This window comes from Arthrobacter globiformis (assembly GCF_046536215.2).
GTDB lineage: Bacteria > Actinomycetota > Actinomycetes > Actinomycetales > Micrococcaceae > Arthrobacter > Arthrobacter globiformis_E.
The window spans coordinates 2,581,690-2,601,457 of sequence record NZ_CM143421.1 but is presented as its reverse complement, the minus strand read 5'-3'; the positions used below and the strand labels follow the sequence as shown (position 1 = coordinate 2,601,457).

The following is a 19,768-nucleotide window of genomic DNA, read 5'->3' as shown; positions in this document are numbered from 1 at the left end:
TTCAGTGTTCTACTTTGGCTGGGCCAAGTCAACATTGACAGATCGGGCCTGATGGGTCAGTCGAGCTCACCCAGCCGCCAGGCATTGGCGGCGTGTTCGAGGTCCTCTGCGGTCTTCACGAGCAGGTGGGAGTTGCGCGTCAGCTTGCGCGCATGGCTCTCGTTGGAGTGCTCCGCGCCGTCCGCGAGCGTGGCCTGGCCGAGCGCCACCACGCGGCAGAACGCGGCGGACCGCTCCAGTGCCACATCGAAGTCGCCGTCAAAGGCACCGGACAGGATGGCATCCGCCATGTTCTTCATTTCATCGGCACCAGGCGGCTCGGCCGCGCCGGCTACCACGTTGGATACCTGCGCGGTGTCCTTGCCCGCCTTGAAATAAACGGAGATGCGCTCGGGATCCTGCACTGTTGCCGCGCGGAGGGCATAAAGCCGCCACAGCGCGCCGGGCAGCGACCGGGCCGGGCTTTCGGCCCACATTTCCGCTATGGCCTCCAAGCCCTGCTCGTCGGCCAGCTTGACCAGCCGATTGGTGATGACGGGATCATCGCTGTCCCGCCCGTGGCGCACCAGGGCCTGCGCGGCCAGGTGCGCGGCTTCCGAGACACGCGCCGGATCGGCGCCGCCTGCGAAAGGTTCGAAATCAATGGGCGCAAAAGGCTTCGGTTTATGGTGCCGCTCCGCCCCGCCCGGGCCGCTGGTTCCTGCTTTCTGGCTCATGGTCCCACGCTACTCCTGCATGGAACCGGAATCGAGCGTCCGCTGCAGTGCCCGGGCAGCGTCCCTCCGCAGGCCGAAACCCTTGCCGCGACCCGGCAAAGACACGTTCGACGACGGCGGCGCGGCGCCGTGCTGAAGTCGCCACCGTCTGCGGTACAGTATTAAACGTCCAGAAATGGACTGGAGCTGTTTCGCGCTTGCAGGCTGTTGAGGCCCGCATTCCAGCAGGCAGTTTGGGCCTTTAGCTCAGTTGGTAGAGCATCGGACTTTTAATCCGTGGGTCGTGGGTTCGATCCCCACAGGGCCCACTCTTTTAGCGAAGAGTGGAAAGTCCCCGGCTTCCTGGCAACAGGAAGCCGGGGATTTTTTATGTCCGGGACCCCCTATGTCTCTGCCGCGCTCGGGCAAATCCGCTAACTCGCTGCCGGCAGGGTGTCCTCCGGGACCTGAAGGCCCTGCGGCTCCCGTGCGGGGCATCCCGACGGGGCCTTTTCTGCTTCTGCAGACCTGGTCCTGCTCGCGCCGGCCGCCGGCGCTTCCACGCCCGCCGTCACGTCCAGCCCGAACAGCGTTTCAAGGGCGGCGGTGTACTCGTCCTGCCGACCGGCTGCCGCCAGCTCGCGCGCCCTCGAGGTGGGCACATGCAGGAGTTGCCGCACCACCCGCCGCAGGGCGAATTCAACCGCTTCCGCCGTGGCCGTGCAGCCGTGCTGGCTCTTCACCTTGGCCACTTCACCGGCCAGTACCGACTGCATGTGCTGGCGCAGCGCCACGATCGCCGGATCCAGCAGCCGCGCCTGCCGGTCCTCATCAAACTTCAGGCCGGCCTGCCGGACCAGTTCAACGGCCTGCCTGACGACGTCGGTTTGTTCACTCGGCGAGGCCAGGCGCACATGCTCCAGCGTGATGAGGTCAAGCCCGGGCAGCTCGCCGAGTTCCGGTTCAAAGTCCCGGCTGAGGGCGAGGTCGACGACGACCGGCGGAGCGGCAGCGCCCTGCCGGAAGGCCAGAATATCCTCGGCGCTGAGCCTGGGGCCGCGGCCGCTGCAGCCGATCACCACATCCGCCCCGCGGACGGCTGCGGGCAGTTCCCCCAGGGTCAGGCCGGTGGCACCCCGGGCTGCCGCAAAGGCCTCGGCCCGTCCGGACCAGGAGAACACGGACACCGCCGTGCACGCCCTCGCCGCCAGGAGCGCAAGGGTGGATCCAGCGTAGGCGCCGGTGCCGATGACCACCACGGACAGGCCGGACAGGTCCCGGCGTCCCAGTTTGGCCAGGGCCAGGTCCAGTGCAACGGACACCATGGAGCGGCCGGCGTCGCCCAGAGCCGTCAGCGATCCAACGTCACGGGCGGCACGGGAGGCTGCCTGGAAGAGCCGGACCAGTGGTCCGCTGGCCGACCCGGTCTCCTGGGCCGAGGCAAGTGAGCGTCGCAGCTGCCCGGCGATTTCCCGTTCACCCACCACAGCCGAGTCGAGGCCGGCACCCACCGCGAAGAGGTGCTCGGTCATGGCGGTGCCCGTCAGGCAGTCAAGTGCCCGGCAGAGTTCCTCCGCGGACACAGCCGAGCAGCTGCTGATCGTGTCCAGAACGCATTTTTTGGTGGTGTCCGGATCCGCGCCCGGAGCAACGTCGCAATAGACCTCAAACCGATTGCACGTGGAGAGCACCACCGCTCCCGCCACGCCGTCCAGGTCCGCAAGAACGTCTGAAGTGATGCGGACGGGTCCCGAACCGAGCCGGGCCAGGAACTCAAGGCCGGAACCCCGGCTTTCCCCGTTGCCGACCGGTTCGGGACACCCGTCTCCGTGCCGCGGAACTGTTCCCCGGTACGGTGTTCGGGCGTGATGGGAGACCACAAGAGCAAACTGCCGTTCTGACGGGGCCAATCCTTCGACGGATCCCCCTGCACCCTGCAACAATTCGGCCCCCTTCAGCCGCAACGTTCCCCACCCTGTCCTGCCGCGCCACTTGGCGGCCGCCCCGGGCAGTGGCACCGCGCGGCCACCGTTTCCGGACCGGTCCCGCCGGTGGCCGCCGCTAATTCGGACACCGCCGGTTGTCGCTGGGACCAGGCGCCGTTGCCTGGCCCCAGAGCCAAGAGACCATGCAGAAAGGGTGGGGGACCCACCTTGGAAAATTCTTGGCGGGCGGGGCGGCCTGCATTCTGCAACGATGTACCTGAGAGATGCCCGAGAGGTACGTCTGCCGCGAAAGGGACCCTGCATGGCCGTGACAATGAACGATGTTGCCCGCGCGGCCGGGGTGTCCCTGAAAACCGTGTCGAACGTGCTCAACAACTATGAGTTCATCAGGCCCGCCACCCGGCAGAAGGTGCTGGACGCCATTGCCGAGCTTGGGTACGAGGCCAACCTGACGGCGCGGAGCCTGCGGTCCGGAAAATCCCGGATGCTGGGCCTCGTGGTGTCCGACCTCTCCGTGCCGTACTACGCGGAGCTCGCTTCAAAGCTCATGACCGCGGCAGCCGCCAGGGACTACCGTGTCCTGGTCGAACAGTCGGCGGCCACCCGGGCCAACGAGCTTGTTGCGCTGCAGGGATCCCTGAGCCAGCTGACGGACGGGCTCCTGTTTACTCCGCTGGTGCTCGACGCGGACGCTGTGGCCGCCGCCAGGCGCGGAACCAAGCCGCTCGTCATGCTCGGCGAGCACATCGACGACCCCCGGTTCGACCTGGTCACCATGAAGAACGTCGGGGCAGCCAAGGCCATGACAGCCCACCTGCTGGCGGGAGGCCGGCGTCGTATTGCGGTGATCGGTGCCTCTCCCGCGGACCGGGAGGGCTCGCCAGGACTGCGGCTGGCCGGATACCGGGAGGCGCTGGCAGATGCTGGAATCGACTTTGACCCTGCCCTGGTCGTGCCCGCGGAGTGGCGCCGGGACGGCGGTTCGTCGGCGGTCGCACGGCTCGTGGACAGCGGCAAGCCCTTCGACGCCGTCTTTGGATTGAACGATGCCCTGGCTCTGGGTGCCATGCACGAACTGCTGCTCCGCGGCGTCAGTGTGCCCGGGGACGCAGCCGTGGCCGGGTTTGACGACATCGATGAGGCGCGGTTCTCGTCCCCGTCGCTGACCACGGTTGCTCCGGGCATGGACGAGATCGCCGAGCGGTCCGTGCGGCTGCTGATCGACCGGATCGAGGGGACCGAGAAGGCCGCCGGGAGCGTGCATGTAAAAGCAGAATTTGAGCTGAGGGTCCGCGCCTCGGCCCCTTAGACTTCGTAGTGCACGAAAGGTGGATCAATGATTGCCCTGCTCATCATCGACATGCAGAACGCGTACTTCGAAGCGCCGGAACTGGCAGCTGAGAAAGAGCGGCTGGTCACCTCCTGCAACAGGCTGCTGGAGGGATTCACGTCCAGCGGGCACAAGGCGCTGCTGGTTGGCACCGAGCACGAGCGGGACAAGTCCACATGGACCCTGAGCATGCTCGACGACGACCAGGGCTTCATTTTCCGCGGCAGCAAGCAGGCCGAGGCTGTGCCAGGGCTCGCCACCGACCGCCTGCCGCAGCTGAGCAAGACGCGGGACAGCGCCTTTATGGGCACCAACCTGCTGTCCCGGCTGCGGAACTGGGGCGCCGACGAAGTGGTCCTGGCCGGTGTCTCCACGCACAACTGCATCGCCCAGACCGGGGCGGACGCCTTCGCCCACAACATCCGGGTCACGTACGCGGAGGACGCCATGGCGTCGGAAGACAGCCAGGACGCCGCGGACATGCTGCGCATCCTGTCCAGCACATACCGCCAGCCGGTCGAGTCGAGCGATGAAATTCTCGCCCGGCTCGGCGCCGCTGGGAGCAGGACCTGACACTTCCGAAACGTGGGTGAAACGAAAGGGGCCTAGTGTGGGTCCCACGCCGACCCACAGGCCGTTGAAGGGATTCTCATGCATTTGCTGCCTCGTGAGCAGGAAAAGCTCATGATCGTGGTCGCCGCCGACCTCGCCCGACGGCGGCAGGCGCGCGGACTAAAACTTAACTACCCGGAGGCCGTGGCCATCATCAGCTACGAGCTGATCGAGGGTGCCCGGGACGGCCGCACCGTTGCCGAGCTCATGAGCTATGGCACCACGCTGCTCAGCCGCGACGACGTCATGGAGGGCGTGCCGGAGATGATCCACGACGTCCAGGTCGAGGCCACCTTCCCTGACGGCACCAAGCTCGTCACCGTCCACAATCCCATCCGATAGGGGCGCCATGATTCCAGGAGAGTACGTCCTGCGACCTGAACCGGTGGTCATCAACGCGGGCCGGCAGGCGACCGACGTCGTCGTGCTTAACACGGGCGACCGGCCCGTGCAGGTGGGCTCGCACTACCACTTCGCGGAGGCGAACCCGGCGCTGGAGTTCGACCGTGACGCCGCCCATGGGCGGCGACTGGACATCCCCGCCGGCACCGCCGCCCGGTTTGAACCCGGCGACCGGAAGACCGTCCGCCTGATCCGGTTGGCCGGCACCCGGGAGGTCTACGGCCTAAGCAACGCGGTGAACGGCAGTCTCGACGGCGGCCGGGACGGCACTGAACAGGCAGGGGAACGCCGATGAGTTTTGAACTGTCCCGCAGGCAGTATGCGGACCTGTACGGCCCGATGGCGGGCGATGCCATCCGCTTGGCGGACACCGAGCTGTTCCTCGAGATCGAGAAGGACCTGACAAACTACGGCGAGGAAGTGGTGTTCGGAGGCGGCAAAGTCATCCGGGACGGCATGGGCCAGAACGGCCAGGCGGTCCGCGACGATGTGCCGGACACGGTCATCACGAACGTTGTGGTGCTGGACTACACCGGCATTTACAAGGCGGACGTCGCGCTGAAGGACGGCCACATCTTCCGGATCGGCAAGGCGGGAAACCCGCAGATCGCCGACGGCGTGGACATTGTCATCGGGGCCAGTACAGAGATCATCGCGGGGGAGCGCAAGATCCTCACCGCGGGAGGAGTGGATACACACATCCACTTCATTTCCGCGGACCAGGTGGCCGCTGCCCTCTGCAGCGGCGTGACCACCATGGTGGGCGGCGGCACCGGACCTGCCGAAGGGACCAAGGCCACCACAGTCACCCCCGGCAAATGGCACATCCAGCGCATGCTGCAGGCCGCCGAAGGGCTTCCCGTCAACATCGGCCTGCTCGGCAAGGGGCACGCCTCCGCCGTCGAACCGCTGGCGGAGCAGATCCGCGCCGGAGCGGTGGGCCTGAAGGTTCACGAGGACTGGGGTTCCACCACGTCCTCAATCGACACCTCACTGAAGGTGGCGGACGAGTACGACGTCCAGGTTGCCATCCACACGGACACGCTGAACGAATGCGGCTTCGTGGAGGACACCATCCGGGCCATCGACGGGCGCGTCATCCACGCGTTCCACACCGAAGGCGCCGGCGGCGGGCACGCGCCGGACATCATCAAAATCGCGGGCCTGCCGAACGTGCTTCCCGCCTCCACGAACCCCACGCTGCCCTACACCCGCAACACCATCGAAGAGCACCTGGACATGCTCATGGTGTGCCACCACCTCAACCCGGACATCCCGGAGGACGTGGCCTTCGCCGATTCCCGCATCCGGGCCGAAACCATCGCGGCGGAGGACGTCCTGCAGGACATGGGGATCTTCGCCATCACGTCGTCGGACTCCCAGGCCATGGGCCGCGTGGGCGAGGTGATCACCCGCACGTGGCAGGTGGCGGACAAGATGAAGAAGCAGCGCGGCGTGCTGAAAGATCCCGACGGCGGGACGCACGGTTCCGCTGCGGGTTTGGGTTCGGAGAGCGACAATTTCCGGCTCAAGCGCTACGTGGCGAAGTACACCATCAACCCGGCCATCGCCCAGGGCATGGCTGACTCCATCGGCTCCGTCGAGGAGGGCAAGTTCGCCGACCTGGTGCTCTGGGATCCGGCGTTCTTCGGCGTGAAGCCCGAACTGGTGCTCAAGGGCGGCCAGATCGCCTACGCCCTGATGGGCGATGCCAACGCGTCCATCCCGACACCCCAGCCGCGCACCATGCGGCCGATGTTCGGCACGCACGGCAAGGCCCTGCAGAAGTCGTCCATCACCTTCCTCTCCCAGGCAGCCATCGACGCCGGCGTGCCGGCGGAACTCGGACTGGAGAAGGTCATCCGGCCGGTCTCCGGCATCCGGACGCTGACCAAGGCGGACCTGAAGTACAACGACGCCACGCCCGATATCGAGGTGGACCCGGAAACGTACTCGGTGACTGTGGACGGCGAAGAGGTCACCTGCGAACCGTCGGACGTCCTGCCCATGGCGCAGCGATACTTCCTCTTCTAGGAGCTTCAGATGATCATCGAGAAAGTCCTCGGCAACGTTCACGATTTGCCTGCGGAGTCCTACTTCGGCCTGCACCGGGAGAAAGTGGTGCTGCCCAGCGACCAGCTGGTCAAGCGGATTCAGCGGGTCACCACTGACCACGGCAACGAGATCGGCATCCGGCTTCCTGCCGGTTCTGCCGACCTCCGCGACGGCGACGTGCTGCACGTGGCCGACACCAACATGGTCGTGGTGTCCGTGCTGCCCTCCGACGTCCTGGTGATCGCACCACGGACCATCCACGAGATGGGCGTCGTGGCGCATTCCCTCGGCAACCGGCACCTGCAGGCACAGTTCTTCGACGCTTCCTCCGAGTACGGTGCCGAAGTCATGGTGTGCCAGTACGACCACACCGTCGAGGACTATCTCAAACACGTCGGAGTGCCCTACGACCGGCAGGAGCGCGTCATGCCAGTGCCTTTTCGCCATGCTGAACACACGCACTGACTCCTATCAGCTGGCGCTGGGGCAGCTTACTGATTCCTCGCTTCCTACTGGGGCTTTTGCGCACTCGCTTGGGTTTGAGACCTATATCGAGCGGGGGATCGTTCTTGATGAGGGGTCTTTTGGGGTGTGGCTGGCTGCGTTTTTGGGGCAGCAGCTGACATATTCGGATGCCTTGGCGATTCGTTTGCTGTATGAGGGCGTTCCCGTCCTGGAACTCGATGGGTTGCTTACTGCTCAGCTTTTGCCTCGGCAGGTGCGGGAGGCGAGCGTCAAGATGGGCGGACGGCTGCTTGAGATCGGTGCGGAGGTGTTTCCGTCGGAGGAGCTGGACGCGTACCGGGCGATGGTGAGCGGGCGCCGGGCTGCCGGCCATCAGCCGCTGGCGTTCGCCGTCGTCGCCCGTTCCCTGGGGGTTCCACAGGAGGAAGCGATTGCCGCGTACCTTTTCGCCGCCGTCACCTCCCTGACGCAAAACGCCGTCCGGGCCATCCCGCTCGGGCAGGCAGCCGCACAGCGGCTGCTGCGGAACGCGCACGACGCCGTTGCTGCCGCCGTCGAGCGCGCCGCCCGCCTGACGCCCGACGACTTCGGGGCGGTCAGCCCCGGACTGGAGATTTCGCAGATGAGGCACGAACGCCAGCGTGCCCGGATGTTCATGAGCTAACTGTGCTTTTTGACTTAGGAGGACAACATGACTGAACCCATCAGGATCGGCATCGGCGGACCTGTCGGCGCCGGGAAGACCCAGCTCGTGGAGCGGCTGACGCGGCACATGAGTGCGGAAATCTCGATGGCCGCCATCACCAACGACATCTACACCATCGAGGACGCCAAGATCCTGGCCGCCAACGGCATCCTGCCCGAGGACCGCATTATCGGCGTCGAAACCGGCGGCTGCCCGCACACCGCCATCCGCGAGGACACATCCATGAACACCGCCGCCATCGAGGAGCTCAAACAGCGCCATCCGGACCTGCAGGTGATCTTCGTGGAGTCCGGCGGCGACAACCTCTCCGCCACCTTCAGCCCCGAGCTGGTGGACTTCTCCATCTACATCATCGACGTCGCCCAGGGCGAGAAGATCCCGCGCAAGGCCGGCCAGGGCATGATCAAGTCCGACCTCTTCATCATCAACAAAACAGACCTTGCGCCGCACGTCGGAGCCGACCTCGCCGTCATGGAACGCGACTCCAAGGAATTCCGCGGCGCCAAGCCGTTCTGCTTCACCAACCTCAAGACAGACGAAGGCCTCGATGCGGTAATTCACTGGATCCGACACGAAGTCCTGATGCTCGACTTGGCCCAGTGATTAGTACCAGGGCGCAGGAGCCTCAAGGCGACTTAACCGCTGAGGCGGCGAGGCCGGATTTTGGGGCCGCGGCGTGGTGGGCACCGCGAAGCGGGCACGGCCCCAAATCCGGCGAAGCCGCCGGACCCAGCCCGGAACCAATGGGCGAGCTTGAGCTGCAAGTTGCAGTGCGTGCCGGGAAGTCCTTTGCCTCGCACCAGTTTCATCGGGGTGCCTTGCGGGTGCTGCGGCCGCACTACTTGGATGAGTCCGGGCAGGTTTGCTACGTCGTCGTCAATCCTGGCGGGGCTTATTTGGGGGCCGATCTTTATGTCATCGATGTGGAGGTGGGGGACGGGGCTGACCTGCTGCTCACCACGCAGTCGGCCACCAAGATCTACCGGACCCCGGGCTCGTTTGCCGAGCAGCGGACGACCATCCGGCTGGGGGAGGGGGCGCGGCTGGAGCTGGCGCCGGACCAGGTCATCGCGTACCGGGAGGCCAGCTACCGGCAGAACACCCACATCACGCTCCGGCCGACGTCGAGCCTGCTGCTGGCGGAAGTGATCACGCCGGGCTGGTCCCCGGACGGTGCCTCGTTTCGGTACGAGGAACTGCGGCTCCGCAACGAGATCCACGTGGAGACCGAGGAGGGCGCCCGGCTGCTCGCCCTGGACAACCTGCTGATCCGCCCGCCGCTCGGCGATGTCACCGGCACAGGCTTCATGGAGGGCCACAGCCACCTGGGCTCGCTGGTGGTGGTGGACGCCCGGGTGGACCAGGCGCTCGCCGACGAACTGCACCAACTGGCCGAAAAGTTCGACGCCTACACAGGCGTCTCGCTCAGTGCCACAATGGACGGCATCACGGCACTGGTGCTCAGGTCCCTGTCCAACAGCACCGAAAAACTCAATACGCTATTGGGTGGCTGCAGCGGCCTTCTCCGCCAACGCTGGTATGGCCAGGCGCCCCTGAATCTGAGGAAGTACTGATGACTGCCTTGACCCAGTTCGCCGCCATGTACCGCGAGCGTGAGCAGCTGCCGCTCCGGACACGCCTGCTGGCCACCTTTGGTGCGGTGGGCATCCTCCACCTCGCCGCCGTCGTGCTTCTCCTTGCCGGCACCGCCGCAACGGGGCAGCCCCGGGCGTCCGGACTGGTGCTCACGGCTTACCTGGCCGGTATCAAGCACAGCTACGACTGGGACCATATCGCCGCGATCGACAACTCCACGCGGAAGTTCGTGGCCCAGCGCCAGGACCCCACGAGCGTGGGATTCGCCTTCAGCCTGGGGCACAGTTCGGTGGTGATCCTGGCCGGGGCGCTGGTGGTTTCCGGCGTTTCGCTGGTGGGCAGGGTCATGACCGAGGGCAGCAGCGGGAACCTGGTTCTGGGGCTGATCGGCAGCGGTGTTTCCGGCCTGTTCCTGCTGGCCATGGGCATCTTCAACGGCTCGGCGTTCCTCGGTGCCGCCAGGTCCTACCGCAGGGTCCGCAGCGGTGGAACGGTGCTGCCGGGTGAGCTGGAAGCGAAGGGCTTTGTGGCCCGCCTGATGGCCCGGCCGCTGTCCAGGGTGCGGCGGCCCAGGAATGTGTATGTGATCGGATTCCTGTTCGGGCTGGGTTTTGATACCGCCACCACCATTGGGCTTCTGGTGATGACGACGGCGGCTTCCCTGGCCGGCGTTTCGCCCGCCGCGCTGCTGGCGCTGCCTCTCGCGTTCACCGCCGCCATGACCCTGTGCGACACGACGAACGGCGTGGCCATGATGCGGATGTACAGGTCAGCCATCCATGACCCGGTGCGCAAACTCGGGTTCAATGCCGTCATCACCGGGCTCTCGGCGCTGTCCGCTCTTTTCGTCGCCGTGATCACCCTCGGCGGCTTCGTCAGCGATGCTTTCGGGCTGAGGGACCCGCTCACGGCCTGGCTCGCCGGCATCGACCTGGGCGACGCCGGGCTGCTGCTGGTGGCTGCATTCCTGCTGCTCTGGGGCGGAGCAACACTGCGGGCACGCCGGAAAGCCGTCTAGTCCGCGTCGGCCACGATCCGCTTGTAGAGTTCCTTCAGCCCGCCCACCGTGCCGATGACCTGGCCGAGCATGAGTCCGTCCATCACGGCAAGGCTGCACAGCTTCACGATGTCCGCGGGCACCCACAACGCCACGATGCGGCTGCGGAAAATACTGAAGACGATGTAGGCGACCAGAATGATTCCGCCGAGGATGTCCAGTTTGCCCACCACAGTCCTGGCGGCCCGGTCCCATTCCAGCCGGAACATGCGGCTGGCCACGAGTCCGACGGCGATGCCTCCCACCAGCCCTGCCAAGGCCGGCGGGACCGCCTCGGGAGTGGCCAGGAAGAGCTCAACGATCACCACCACGAGAAGCACCACAAATATGACCGCGAAGATCCGCATCCGCATCCGGATCTTTTTGTCGACGTGGCGCCGGGCCATGTCCCGCCGCTCGCCCCGGGGGATGCGGGTGTGTGGGCGGGAGACTTGGGCGGGTTGGCCACCGTCGAAGGTGCGGCGGCCGTCCGGGTCGCTCATGCGGCCCAGTCTACGCCCGGGGCAGCTTAGTGCCACATGTACCAAAGCAGCCCGGATGTTCCGGCTCGCCGAGCCTACTTACAGGCTGTCCCTACCTGCCGAGCCGGGCGCGCAGGCCGCCGATCACCACGTCCAGGCCGAAATCGAAGGCGTGGCCGCCCCGTTCCTCCGAGGGGCCGGCGTTGCCGAGGGCGCGCTTCAGGGTGGGATAGCCCTCCGCCGGCGGGTCCCACACCACTTCCGGCGCCGCCAGGTCCAGTGCCGCGCCCAGGGCGAAGCTGTCGATCGTGGAGATGCCTGCAACGACGTCACGTCCGCGGAATCCCGCGCTCTCCAGGGCCAGGGCCAGGTCCTCGTACATGCCGATGACCGCAGGATCGGTGATGGACTGCAGCACCAGCAGCGGGGCCAGCCGCGGATGGCGCGCGAAGGCGTCCCGGTACGCGCGGATCAGGACACGCAGCGCGCCTTCCCAGTCGCTGTGGTCCACCGGCGGGTACGGCTCCTCGGTGATGATCCTGTGCCGCAGCAGTTCCAGGATCTCGTCCCGGCCGCTGACGTGGTTGTAGATGGAGGACGGGCTGACACCGATCTTTTTCGCCAGCTTCGGGAAGCTGAAGTCGCCGCTCTCGTCGACCAGCTCCAGCGCGGCCGTCGTCAGGGCCTCCACGGATATCAGCGGAAGGAGCGGGCGCCCCATGGAATCTCCTGTCTGCAGCTCTGGAACATCGGAACCCAGCCTAGTCTCCGCCGCGCGCCCGAGCCGCTTTTGCGAAAGCTATTGTGCTCCGCGCCACACGCCCTCATACTAAACGAAAGCCTTTCGTTTAGTCGGGCTTCCCAGAAAGGACGGACCAGTGCCGGATATCCAAACCAGACCTCCGGCGTCGTCTGCTGACGGCGCCCTCAAGCGCAATGCCCTGGGCACGGGCGGCATTGCCTTCCTCGTCATTTCGGCGGCAGCGCCGCTGACCGTCATGGCGGGCGTTGCCCCGGTGGCCATCAACGTCGGCGGCATCGGCGCCCCGGCCGGCTACCTCATGGCAGGCCTCGTGCTCACCCTCTTCGCCGTCGGCTTCATGGCCATGACCAAGCACGTGAAAGCGGCAGGCGGCTTCTACACCTACATTTCCCTGGCCATGGGCAAGACGGCGGGACTCGCCTCAGCAATCCTGGCGATCGTCTCCTACAACTGCCTGCAGATCGGCGTCTACGGCCTCTTTGCCGTCCAGACCCACGACATGCTCAAGGTGGTCTTCGGGCTCGAGGTGCCCTGGCCGGCGATTGCCCTGGCCGCGGTGGCCGCCGTCTGGTTCCTCGGCTACCGGGGCATCGACGTGGGTGCGAAGGTGCTCGGCGTGCTCCTCGTCGCCGAGACCGGCATCCTGGCCCTGATGGGGGCGGGCATCCTCGGCAGCGGCGGCGCGCACGGCATCAGCGTGGGCTCCTTCAGCCCGGAGAACGCGTTCGGGCCGGGCGTCCTGGCCATCCTCGGCATCTGCTTCGCGGCCTTCATGGGCTTCGAATCCACCGTGCTGTACCGCTCTGAGGCCCGCGACCCGGACAGGTCGGTGCCCCGCGCCACCTACATCGCCGTCGGCTTCATGTCCGTGTTCTATGCCTTCATCGTCTGGGCCGTGGTGCAGGCCTACGGCGAAGACCGTGCCGCCGAAGCCGCCGGGGAGCTGGCCGGCGGAATGTTCTTCCAGACCATCAACCACTATGTGGGGCCCTGGGCCGAGGTGGCGATGTACATGCTGATCGTCACCAGCGTCTACGCGTCCCAGCTGGCCTTCCACAACGCGATCAACCGCTACGTCTACATGCTGGCGCGCGACGGCGTGCTGCCGTCCTTCCTGGGGCAGACCCATCCCAAGTTCAAGTCCCCGCACCGGGCCGGGCAGGTCCAGACTCTCCTCGCTGCCGCGGTCATCACCGTCTGCGCCATCCTGAACGCCGACCCCTACCAGCAGCTGCTGATCTGGGTGAACACCCCGGGGATTTTCGGCATCGTCGGGCTGCAGGGACTGGTGTCGGTAGCGGCGTTCCTCTACCTGCGGCGGAATCCCGACGCCGTCACGCACCGTCTCATGGTCCCGCTCAGTTTGGCGTCGGCCATCCTGCTCTTCGGCGTGGTGCTGCTGATCGGGTTCAACATCGAACTGCTCACCTTCGCCGATGCCCTGACCAACACCGTCCTCATCCTGGTGACCCCGCTCGTCTTTAGCGCCGGACTCCTGGCCGCCCGCTGGGTGCGCCGCCACCGGCCGGAAACCTTCGCCCAGATTGGAAGCTTCGAAACCCATGAATCATGATGTGATCATCCTCGCCGGCACCGTCCACACCATGGACGGTCTGCCGCCGGGGATCCCGGCGCCGCAGGCCGTTGCCGTCCGTAACGGCGTGATCGCCGCCGTCGGAAGCCGTGCGGATGCCGCCGGCTGGCAGGCCGCGGAGGTCACCGACTTCGGTGACGCCGTGCTGACACCCGGCCTGGTGGACTGCCACATGCATCCTGTGTTTGGCGTGGAGCTGACCCGGGGGTGCGACCTGTCCGGCGCCGCGGACCTGCCTGCGGTGCGCGCGCTCCTGCGTGCCGAAGCGGACGCAACGGCGCCGGGCGGGTGGGTCCGCGGCTGGGGTCTGGACCCCAACGTGTTCGGATCCACGGCCGCCCACCGCGACCTGATAGACGACGCCGTCTCCGGACGCCCGTGCCTTATCCGCCTGTTCGACGGGCATTCCGCGCTCGCCAGTTCCCGGGCCCTCGAAATCGCTCGGGTCACCGGGCCGCGCTCTTTCGACCAGGCCGCCGAGGTGGTCTGCGACGCCAGCGGCAGGCCCACGGGGCTCCTGCTGGAGTCGGCCGCCGTCGACCTCCTTGCCAAGGTGATGCCCGCCGAGTCCTTCGGCGAACGGAAGGCGCGGCTTGCGGAACTGCTGGCGCAGTTCTCACGGTCCGGCCTGACCGGGGCACACGTGATGGACTGCAGCGACGATTCGCTGGAGCTTTACCGCGCGCTCGAAGAAGAGTCCGACGGCGGCCTGCCGCTGCGCCTCCGGATCTCACCATGGTGCATGCCCGGCACGGGTGAACCGGAATGGCGCGGGCTGGCGGAACAGATCGGTACCGGCGGGCGGCGCTGGCAGGTGGCCGGCATCAAACTGTTCGTCGACGGCACGGTGGACAATGGCACGGCGTGGCTGTTTGAACCCGATGCCTATGGCGAGTCGGTGGCACCGTTCTGGCCGCGGCCCGAGGAATATGCCGAGGCCGTCCGCTACTTCGCCGGGCGCGGCATCCCCACCGCCACGCACGCCATCGGCGACGCCGGGGTGGCCGCGGTCATGGACGCCTTCGAGTCCCTGCCCTCTGGCACGCCGCCTGCCGTTCACCGGATCGAACACCTCGAAACCGTTCCGGACGAACTGATCGGCAGGTTCTCCCGCTCCGGCCTCATCGCCAGCATGCAGCCCACCCACTGCACGCACTACTCCCGCGCCGACCACTCGGACAACTGGTCCACCCGGCTTGGCACGGAACGGGCCAACAACGCCTGGCGCTGCGCCGACCTCCGTGCCGCCGGAACCACCCTGGGCCTCGGCTCCGACTGGCCGATCGCCCCGTTCGAACCGCTGCCCATCCTGGCGGACGCGCAATTACGACGGCGGTCGGGCCGCCCGGGCGAACAGCCGATTATGCCCGGCCAGGCCCTTACGGCCCGGCAGGCGTTCGAAGGCTACACCTCGCACGCCGCCCGGGCCGCGGGGGAGGAAGAGATCTCCGGTTCCATCACGGTGGGCAAGCGCGCGGACTTCACGGTGTTCGACGCCGACCCGCTGGCTGCTGATCCGGATGACCTCGCGGCGGCCCGGGTGCTGGCGACCTTCGTGGACGGGCAGGTGCAGCATTCGGCGGCGACCAGCCTGCAGCTGCCCTAGGAGGGAATGGGCTCCAGCCGCTTGCGCAGCAGGCAGAACTCGTTGCCCTCAGGGTCTTCCAGGACGTGCCAGTGCTCGTCGCCGGTCTGCCCGACGTCGGCGGGACGGGCGCCGAGCGCGAGCAGCCGCTCCAGCTCGGCGTCCTGGTCCCGGTCAACGGGGTTGACGTCGATATGCAGGGGGAGCCGCCCGGTCCGCGGATTGCTGCTGGGGCTCAGGATGATGGTGGGCTGCAGTCCGCCGAACCCGGCGTCAGGCGGGCCGATCTCGATGTACCCGTCCTCCCGGTCCAGCTCGACGTAGCCGAGGACCTCGCTCCAGAACCGCGCGAGCAGTTCGGGGTCGGCGCAGTTGAGGACAAGTTCGCTGATACGGCATGCCATGGACCTCAGTGTACGGCGGGCACCGCCATCTGGCCGGGCATACTGTCCTCGGGCAGGTCCGCCAGGAGCTCGGCTGCCGTGGGCGGGTTGGCTCCGGGGCGGCGCACCGTGATCGCGGCGGCCTTCGAGGCCGTGCGGCCGAGTGTTTCAAGCACGGCCGGGGCCAGGCCGTCCGATCCGCGTGCCAGCAGTCCGTAGATCAGCGCCGACATGTAGGAGTCCCCGGCACCGATGGTGTCCGCCACCGCGGACCGGATCGCGGGCACCACCAGCTGCAGCTCGGGTGTGGCAAGCAGCGATCCTTCTGAACCCCGGGTGACCACCGCCAGCCCGGCGCCCAGCCGGAGGATCCGGGCCGCGGTGTCCTCCAGTTGCAGGTCCGGGTAGAGCCAGCGGGCATCCTCGTCGCTCAGCTTGACCACGTCCGTGAGCGGAACCAGCTCCTCGAAGATGGTCCGCGCCTCGGCCTGGCTGCCGAGGAGGGCCGGGCGGATGTTGGGATCGTAAGTGACCAGGCATTCGCGGTGCGACTGCTCCAGCAGAGCCCGGACGGCTGCTGCGCCCGGCTCCAGGAAGGTGGCGATCGAGCCGGTGTGCAGCACCTTCGGCAGGGAGGCCGGGGCCACGTCCGCCGGAAGTTCCCAGCGGATGTCGAAGTCGTAGCTGGCGGAGCCGTCGGCAGCCAGCGTCGCGGTGGCCGTCGCCGTCGTTCCCGGCATCCTGGACCCAGGCAAAAGCGCGACGCCGGCGCGCTGCAGGTGGGCCTCGATGGCCCGGCCGCGGCCGTCGTCGCCAATCGAGGTGAGGAGCGCCGTCCGGATGCCGAGCAGGCCCAGCCCGTAGGCAACGTTCGACGGCGATCCGCCGGGGTGCTCGACGGTTCCGTTCGCGGACGCAACGACGTCCACCAGCGCTTCACCGATGACGATGACTTCCGGCGCTGCCGCGCCGGTTCCGGTGTAAGCAGGTCCGGGGTTGGTTGTTGGGATCACGGTGGGCCTTTCATGGAGCCGTCCGCGGGCCGGCTTGGGCCCGCGGACGGAGGTTGGTGCTGGATTGTGGTGCTGCTTTGGTGGAGCCGGGTGTGGAGCCGGTTCAGGCCGGTCAGGCTGTGGCGGCACCGGTCATGATCGCCACGGCGTCGGTCATGCTGTGAGACTGCGGCGTGATGGTGGCCGCGCACTTGCCCAGCCGCTGGATGTGGATGCGGTCCGCCACGTCAAACACATGCGGCATGTTGTGGCTGATCAGGATCACCGGCAGGCCCCTGTCCCGGAGGTCCCGGACCAGCTGCAAAACCTGGTTGGACTCCCGGACGCCGAGTGCCGCCGTCGGCTCGTCCAGGACCACCACCTTGGAACCGAACGCCGCGGCGCGGGCCACGGCCACGGCCTGGCGCTGGCCGCCGGACAGGTTCTCCACCGGGACCGTCACGTCCTGGAGGGTGGAGATGCCCAGCCGGGTCAGTTCCTCCTTGGCCTTGCGGCGCATGCCCTTGGTGTCCAGGACGCGGAAGAGCTTGCCCAGCGGGCCGGCAAGGCGTTCTTCACGTCCCAGGAACAGGTTGGAGGCGACGTCCAGCGCCGGCGACACAGCGAGGTTCTGGTAGACGGTTTCGATGCCGTGGGCGCGTGCGTCCTGCGGCCGCTTGAAGTGCACCGCCTGGCCGGAGACCTTCAGCTCGCCGGAGTCGGGCACCTCGGCGCCGGTGAGGCACTTGATGAGGGTGGATTTGCCGGCGCCGTTGTCGCCGATGACCGCCAGGACCTCGCCTGGGTAGAGGTCCAGGCTGACACCGTCCAGGCCCACGACGCGGCCGAAGGTCTTGACGAGGTTCCGGGCCTGCAGGATCGGCTGCCGCACCGCCGTGCCGGAGGGCTGGATTTCAGTGGCGGTCATGATTTCACCTTTCGGATCCACTGGTCGATGGACACAGCGAGGATGATGAGGACGCCAACGGCGAGGGTCTGGTACAGCACGTCGAGCCCGGCCAGGGACAGGCCGTTGCGGAACACGCCCACGATCAGCGCGCCGAGGAGGGATCCCCAGACGGAGCCGCGGCCGCCGAAGAGGCTGGTTCCGCCGATCACGACGGCGGTGATCGAGTCGAGGTTCAGGTCCACGCCCGCGTTGGGGCTGGCTGCGTTGGTGCGGCCGATCTGGAGCCAGGCACCGATGGCTAGCACGGCCCCGGCGGCGAGGTAAACGCTCATGAGGACGCGGTTGACGGGAATGCCGGCCAGCCGGGCGGCTTCCTTGTCATCGCCCACGGCGTAGACGTGCCGGCCCCACGCGGTCTTGCCCAGGATGAAGGCCACCGCGCCGTAGAGCAGGAGCATCATGACCACGCCGGTGGAGATGCGGACGGGGCCCAGCGGGAACGTGCTTCCGGTCCAGGTGAGCAGGTCCGGCATGCTGGACCCGCGGACGGTGGAGCCGCCGGAGTACAGCAGGGTGACGGCGATGAAGATGTTCAGGGTGCCGAGGGTGACGATGAACGGCGGAAGCCTGAACCGGGTGACGAGGAAGCCGTTGAGGGCGCCCGCCCCAAGGCCCACCACCAGCCCGGTCAGCAGGGCCAGCGGGCCGGGAATGCCGCTGCCCACCGCCAGCTGCGCCACCACCATGGACGAGAGGATCATGACGGCACCCACGGAGAGGTCGATTCCCGCGGTGAGAATGATGAGCGTCTGCGCGATCGCCAGGGTCCCCACCACCGAGACCTGCTGGGTGATCAGGGAGAGGTTTTCGAACCGCAGGAACCTGTCGTTGAGGAGCCCGAACACCACCACCGCCACGAGCAGCACGATGGCCGGACTGAGCGCGGGGTACCGGTGCAGGACGTTGCGGATGCGGCTGAGCGGGGTCTGGCGGTCGAGGAATTCCTCGGCCAGGTCGGCGTGCCCGGCGGCGGGCGGGCCGGCTGTCTGTTGCTGGGTCATGTTCGCTCCTGTCATGTCCGCTTACTTGCCCCAGCAGATCTTGGAGGCGTCCGACGTCGTGATGCTCTTGACGCCGTCGGCGGCCTTGTCCGTCACGAGTTCCACGCCGGTGTTGAAGAAGTCCAGGCCCTCGGAGTTGGACGGCTTCTTACCGGTCTTGGCAAGATCCACGATGGCCTTGACGCCGAGCTCGGCCATCTTGACGGGGTACTGCTGGGCGGTGGCGCCGATGATGCCGGATTTGACGTTGTTGACGCCGGTGCAGCCGCCGTCCACCGAAACCACCAGGACATCCTTCTCCTTGCCGGCGGACTTCAGGGCTTCAAAGGCGCCGGCGGCTGCAGGCTCATTGATGGTGTAGACGACATTGATGTTCGGGTTCTTGGCGAGCAGGGTCTCCATGGCCGTGCGTCCGCCGTCCTCGGCACCCTGGGAGGCCTGGCTGCCGACGATTTCGTAGTCGCCGCCCTTGCCTCCGGTGTACTTGCCGGTCTTGGCCTCGTCGCCGTTCTTCTTCTTGTCCGCGGTGTCGATGCCGAGGCCGGTGAGGAAGCCTTGGTCGCGGTTGTAGTCCACCGAGACCACCTTGTCGTCGAACAGGTCCACGAGGGCGATGGTGGCCTTCTTGCCGTTCAGCTGCGCGGCCGTCCACTTGCCGATCAGTTCACCGGCGGCAAAGTTGTCCGTGGCGAAGGTGATGTCCGCGGCGTCCGCGGGGTCCGGCGGGGTGTCGAGGGCGATGACGAACAGGCCGGCGTCCTTGGCCTTCTTCAGCGCGTCAACGACGGACGGGCCGTTGGGTGTGATCAGGATGCCCTTGTCACCCTTGGAGATGGCGTTTTCGATGGCCTGGATCTGGGTGTCCTCATCGCCGTCGGCCTTGCCGGCCGCGAGCTTGAGGTCCACGCCGTCGGCCTCGGCGGCCTTCTTGGCCCCGTCCTGCATGGACACGAAGAACGGGTTGGACGTGGTCTTCACGATCAGGGAGACGCCGACCTTTTCGGACGAGGAGCCTCCGGCGGAGGTGGCGGTGGAACTTCCGCCGCAGGCGGTGAGGCTGAGCGTGCCGAGGGTCAGGACTGCGCCGACGGCGAGCAGCCGGTGGGTAACTGTCCGCGGGGCTTTGGAACTCAACATTGAATCTCCTGGTATCGG

At 67.1% G+C, this 19,768-nt stretch carries 21 protein-coding genes and 1 tRNA gene; 13 read left to right on the top strand and 9 right to left on the bottom strand.

Annotated elements, in window-relative coordinates; translation table 11 throughout:
* Nucleotides 1–56: 56 nt before the first annotated feature.
* Nucleotides 57–716, bottom strand: coding sequence for a hypothetical protein (locus R5O87_RS11665; RefSeq protein ID WP_410557807.1), 660 nt, complete (start codon nt 714–716; stop codon nt 57–59).
* Nucleotides 717–951: 235 nt separating this feature from the next.
* Here R5O87_RS11665 and R5O87_RS11660 point away from each other — a divergent pair.
* Nucleotides 952–1,024: transfer RNA gene (locus tag R5O87_RS11660), tRNA-Lys, on the top strand.
* A gap of 105 nt (nt 1,025–1,129) precedes the next feature.
* Here the strand turns inward: R5O87_RS11660 and R5O87_RS11655 are convergent.
* Entirely contained in the window at nt 1,130–2,464 is a 1,335-nt protein-coding gene (locus R5O87_RS11655; protein WP_410557836.1) for a glutamyl-tRNA reductase, read from the bottom strand.
* Nucleotides 2,465–2,942: 478 nt separating this feature from the next.
* Between R5O87_RS11655 and R5O87_RS11650 the strand changes: the two genes are divergently transcribed.
* From R5O87_RS11650 to R5O87_RS11605, 10 genes are all read left to right on the top strand, one after another.
* On the top strand, nt 2,943–3,950 hold the full coding sequence (locus tag R5O87_RS11650) for a LacI family DNA-binding transcriptional regulator (protein WP_410557808.1): 1,008 nt from the start codon (nt 2,943–2,945) through the stop codon (nt 3,948–3,950).
* A gap of 27 nt (nt 3,951–3,977) precedes the next feature.
* Entirely contained in the window at nt 3,978–4,544 is a 567-nt protein-coding gene (locus R5O87_RS11645) for a cysteine hydrolase family protein (protein ID WP_410557809.1), read from the top strand.
* 78 nt (nt 4,545–4,622) lie between these two features.
* Entirely contained in the window at nt 4,623–4,925 is a 303-nt protein-coding gene (locus R5O87_RS11640) for an urease subunit gamma (protein WP_387096085.1), read from the top strand.
* A gap of 7 nt (nt 4,926–4,932) precedes the next feature.
* On the top strand, nt 4,933–5,280 hold the full coding sequence (locus R5O87_RS11635) for an urease subunit beta (protein ID WP_410557810.1): 348 nt from the start codon (nt 4,933–4,935) through the stop codon (nt 5,278–5,280).
* Nucleotides 5,277–7,019, top strand: coding sequence for an urease subunit alpha (ureC, locus tag R5O87_RS11630; protein ID WP_410557811.1), 1,743 nt, complete (start codon nt 5,277–5,279; stop codon nt 7,017–7,019). Before R5O87_RS11635 ends, ureC begins: the two co-directional genes overlap by 4 nt.
* Before the next feature lie 9 nt (nt 7,020–7,028).
* A complete protein-coding gene (ureE, locus tag R5O87_RS11625) occupies nt 7,029–7,505 on the top strand; it encodes an urease accessory protein UreE (protein WP_410557812.1) in 477 nt (158 codons plus the stop codon).
* Nucleotides 7,486–8,169, top strand: coding sequence for an urease accessory protein UreF (locus tag R5O87_RS11620; RefSeq protein WP_410557813.1), 684 nt, complete (start codon nt 7,486–7,488; stop codon nt 8,167–8,169). Before ureE ends, R5O87_RS11620 begins: the two co-directional genes overlap by 20 nt.
* A gap of 27 nt (nt 8,170–8,196) precedes the next feature.
* Nucleotides 8,197–8,814: an urease accessory protein UreG gene (gene ureG / locus R5O87_RS11615; protein WP_410557814.1), complete on the top strand. Its 618-nt coding sequence runs from the start codon at nt 8,197–8,199 to the stop codon at nt 8,812–8,814.
* A 140-nt stretch (nt 8,815–8,954) separates the two neighbouring features.
* Nucleotides 8,955–9,785, top strand: coding sequence for an urease accessory protein UreD (locus R5O87_RS11610; RefSeq protein WP_410557816.1), 831 nt, complete (start codon nt 8,955–8,957; stop codon nt 9,783–9,785).
* Nucleotides 9,785–10,825, top strand: coding sequence for a HoxN/HupN/NixA family nickel/cobalt transporter (locus R5O87_RS11605; protein WP_410557817.1), 1,041 nt, complete (start codon nt 9,785–9,787; stop codon nt 10,823–10,825). The genes R5O87_RS11610 and R5O87_RS11605 overlap by 1 nt, the downstream gene beginning before the upstream one ends.
* Here R5O87_RS11605 and R5O87_RS11600 read toward each other — a convergent pair.
* Both R5O87_RS11600 and R5O87_RS11595 read right to left on the bottom strand, forming a co-directional pair.
* On the bottom strand, nt 10,822–11,346 hold the full coding sequence (locus R5O87_RS11600) for a hypothetical protein (RefSeq protein WP_410557819.1): 525 nt from the start codon (nt 11,344–11,346) through the stop codon (nt 10,822–10,824). The genes R5O87_RS11605 and R5O87_RS11600 overlap by 4 nt on opposite strands.
* Nucleotides 11,347–11,437: 91 nt before the next feature.
* On the bottom strand, nt 11,438–12,046 hold the full coding sequence (locus R5O87_RS11595; RefSeq protein WP_410557820.1) for a TetR/AcrR family transcriptional regulator: 609 nt from the start codon (nt 12,044–12,046) through the stop codon (nt 11,438–11,440).
* A gap of 157 nt (nt 12,047–12,203) precedes the next feature.
* Here R5O87_RS11595 and R5O87_RS11590 point away from each other — a divergent pair, with 157 nt between their 5' ends.
* The gene (locus R5O87_RS11590; protein ID WP_410557821.1) at nt 12,204–13,661 is read left to right on the top strand and encodes an APC family permease; all 1,458 of its coding nucleotides are present in this window, start codon (nt 12,204–12,206) and stop codon (nt 13,659–13,661) included.
* Nucleotides 13,651–15,288: an amidohydrolase gene (locus tag R5O87_RS11585; RefSeq protein WP_410557822.1), complete on the top strand. Its 1,638-nt coding sequence runs from the start codon at nt 13,651–13,653 to the stop codon at nt 15,286–15,288. Before R5O87_RS11590 ends, R5O87_RS11585 begins: the two co-directional genes overlap by 11 nt.
* Here R5O87_RS11585 and R5O87_RS11580 read toward each other — a convergent pair.
* The 5 genes from R5O87_RS11580 to R5O87_RS11560 form a co-directional block, all read right to left on the bottom strand.
* Entirely contained in the window at nt 15,285–15,671 is a 387-nt protein-coding gene (locus R5O87_RS11580; RefSeq protein WP_410557823.1) for a VOC family protein, read from the bottom strand. The two genes, R5O87_RS11585 and R5O87_RS11580, sit on opposite strands and share 4 nt — an antisense overlap.
* 5 nt (nt 15,672–15,676) lie before the next feature.
* The gene (locus R5O87_RS11575; protein WP_410557824.1) at nt 15,677–16,663 is read right to left on the bottom strand and encodes a carbohydrate kinase family protein; all 987 of its coding nucleotides are present in this window, start codon (nt 16,661–16,663) and stop codon (nt 15,677–15,679) included.
* A 112-nt stretch (nt 16,664–16,775) separates the two neighbouring features.
* Complete coding sequence (locus R5O87_RS11570; RefSeq protein ID WP_387096051.1) at nt 16,776–17,570, bottom strand: ATP-binding cassette domain-containing protein; 795 nt, start codon at nt 17,568–17,570, stop codon at nt 16,776–16,778.
* Entirely contained in the window at nt 17,567–18,613 is a 1,047-nt protein-coding gene (locus R5O87_RS11565; RefSeq protein ID WP_410557825.1) for an ABC transporter permease, read from the bottom strand. Before R5O87_RS11565 ends, R5O87_RS11570 begins: the two co-directional genes overlap by 4 nt.
* 21 nt (nt 18,614–18,634) lie before the next feature.
* Complete coding sequence (locus R5O87_RS11560) at nt 18,635–19,750, bottom strand: substrate-binding domain-containing protein (protein WP_410557826.1); 1,116 nt, start codon at nt 19,748–19,750, stop codon at nt 18,635–18,637.
* Nucleotides 19,751–19,768: the final 18 nt, after the last annotated feature.

Excerpts from the sequence above, each read along its gene's own strand:
- R5O87_RS11645 (WP_410557809.1), top strand. The coding sequence starts at position 3,978 with ATGATTGCCCTGCTCATCATCGACATGCAGAACGCGTACTTCGAAGCG.
- R5O87_RS11640 (WP_387096085.1), top strand. The coding sequence starts at position 4,623 with ATGCATTTGCTGCCTCGTGAGCAGGAAAAGCTCATGATCGTGGTCGCC.
- ureC (WP_410557811.1), top strand. The coding sequence starts at position 5,277 with ATGAGTTTTGAACTGTCCCGCAGGCAGTATGCGGACCTGTACGGCCCG.
- R5O87_RS11665 (WP_410557807.1), bottom strand. The coding sequence starts at position 716 with ATGAGCCAGAAAGCAGGAACCAGCGGCCCGGGCGGGGCGGAGCGGCAC.
- R5O87_RS11585 (WP_410557822.1), top strand. The coding sequence starts at position 13,651 with ATGAATCATGATGTGATCATCCTCGCCGGCACCGTCCACACCATGGAC.
- R5O87_RS11565 (WP_410557825.1), bottom strand. The coding sequence starts at position 18,613 with ATGACCCAGCAACAGACAGCCGGCCCGCCCGCCGCCGGGCACGCCGAC.
- R5O87_RS11580 (WP_410557823.1), bottom strand. The coding sequence starts at position 15,671 with ATGGCATGCCGTATCAGCGAACTTGTCCTCAACTGCGCCGACCCCGAA.
- R5O87_RS11635 (WP_410557810.1), top strand. The coding sequence starts at position 4,933 with ATGATTCCAGGAGAGTACGTCCTGCGACCTGAACCGGTGGTCATCAAC.
- R5O87_RS11595 (WP_410557820.1), bottom strand. The coding sequence starts at position 12,046 with ATGGGGCGCCCGCTCCTTCCGCTGATATCCGTGGAGGCCCTGACGACG.
- R5O87_RS11650 (WP_410557808.1), top strand. The coding sequence starts at position 2,943 with ATGGCCGTGACAATGAACGATGTTGCCCGCGCGGCCGGGGTGTCCCTG.
- R5O87_RS11605 (WP_410557817.1), top strand. The coding sequence starts at position 9,785 with ATGACTGCCTTGACCCAGTTCGCCGCCATGTACCGCGAGCGTGAGCAG.
- ureG (WP_410557814.1), top strand. The coding sequence starts at position 8,197 with ATGACTGAACCCATCAGGATCGGCATCGGCGGACCTGTCGGCGCCGGG.
- R5O87_RS11610 (WP_410557816.1), top strand. The coding sequence starts at position 8,955 with ATGGGCGAGCTTGAGCTGCAAGTTGCAGTGCGTGCCGGGAAGTCCTTT.
- ureE (WP_410557812.1), top strand. The coding sequence starts at position 7,029 with ATGATCATCGAGAAAGTCCTCGGCAACGTTCACGATTTGCCTGCGGAG.
- R5O87_RS11600 (WP_410557819.1), bottom strand. The coding sequence starts at position 11,346 with ATGAGCGACCCGGACGGCCGCCGCACCTTCGACGGTGGCCAACCCGCC.
- R5O87_RS11560 (WP_410557826.1), bottom strand. The coding sequence starts at position 19,750 with ATGTTGAGTTCCAAAGCCCCGCGGACAGTTACCCACCGGCTGCTCGCC.
- R5O87_RS11570 (WP_387096051.1), bottom strand. The coding sequence starts at position 17,570 with ATGACCGCCACTGAAATCCAGCCCTCCGGCACGGCGGTGCGGCAGCCG.
- R5O87_RS11620 (WP_410557813.1), top strand. The coding sequence starts at position 7,486 with ATGCTGAACACACGCACTGACTCCTATCAGCTGGCGCTGGGGCAGCTT.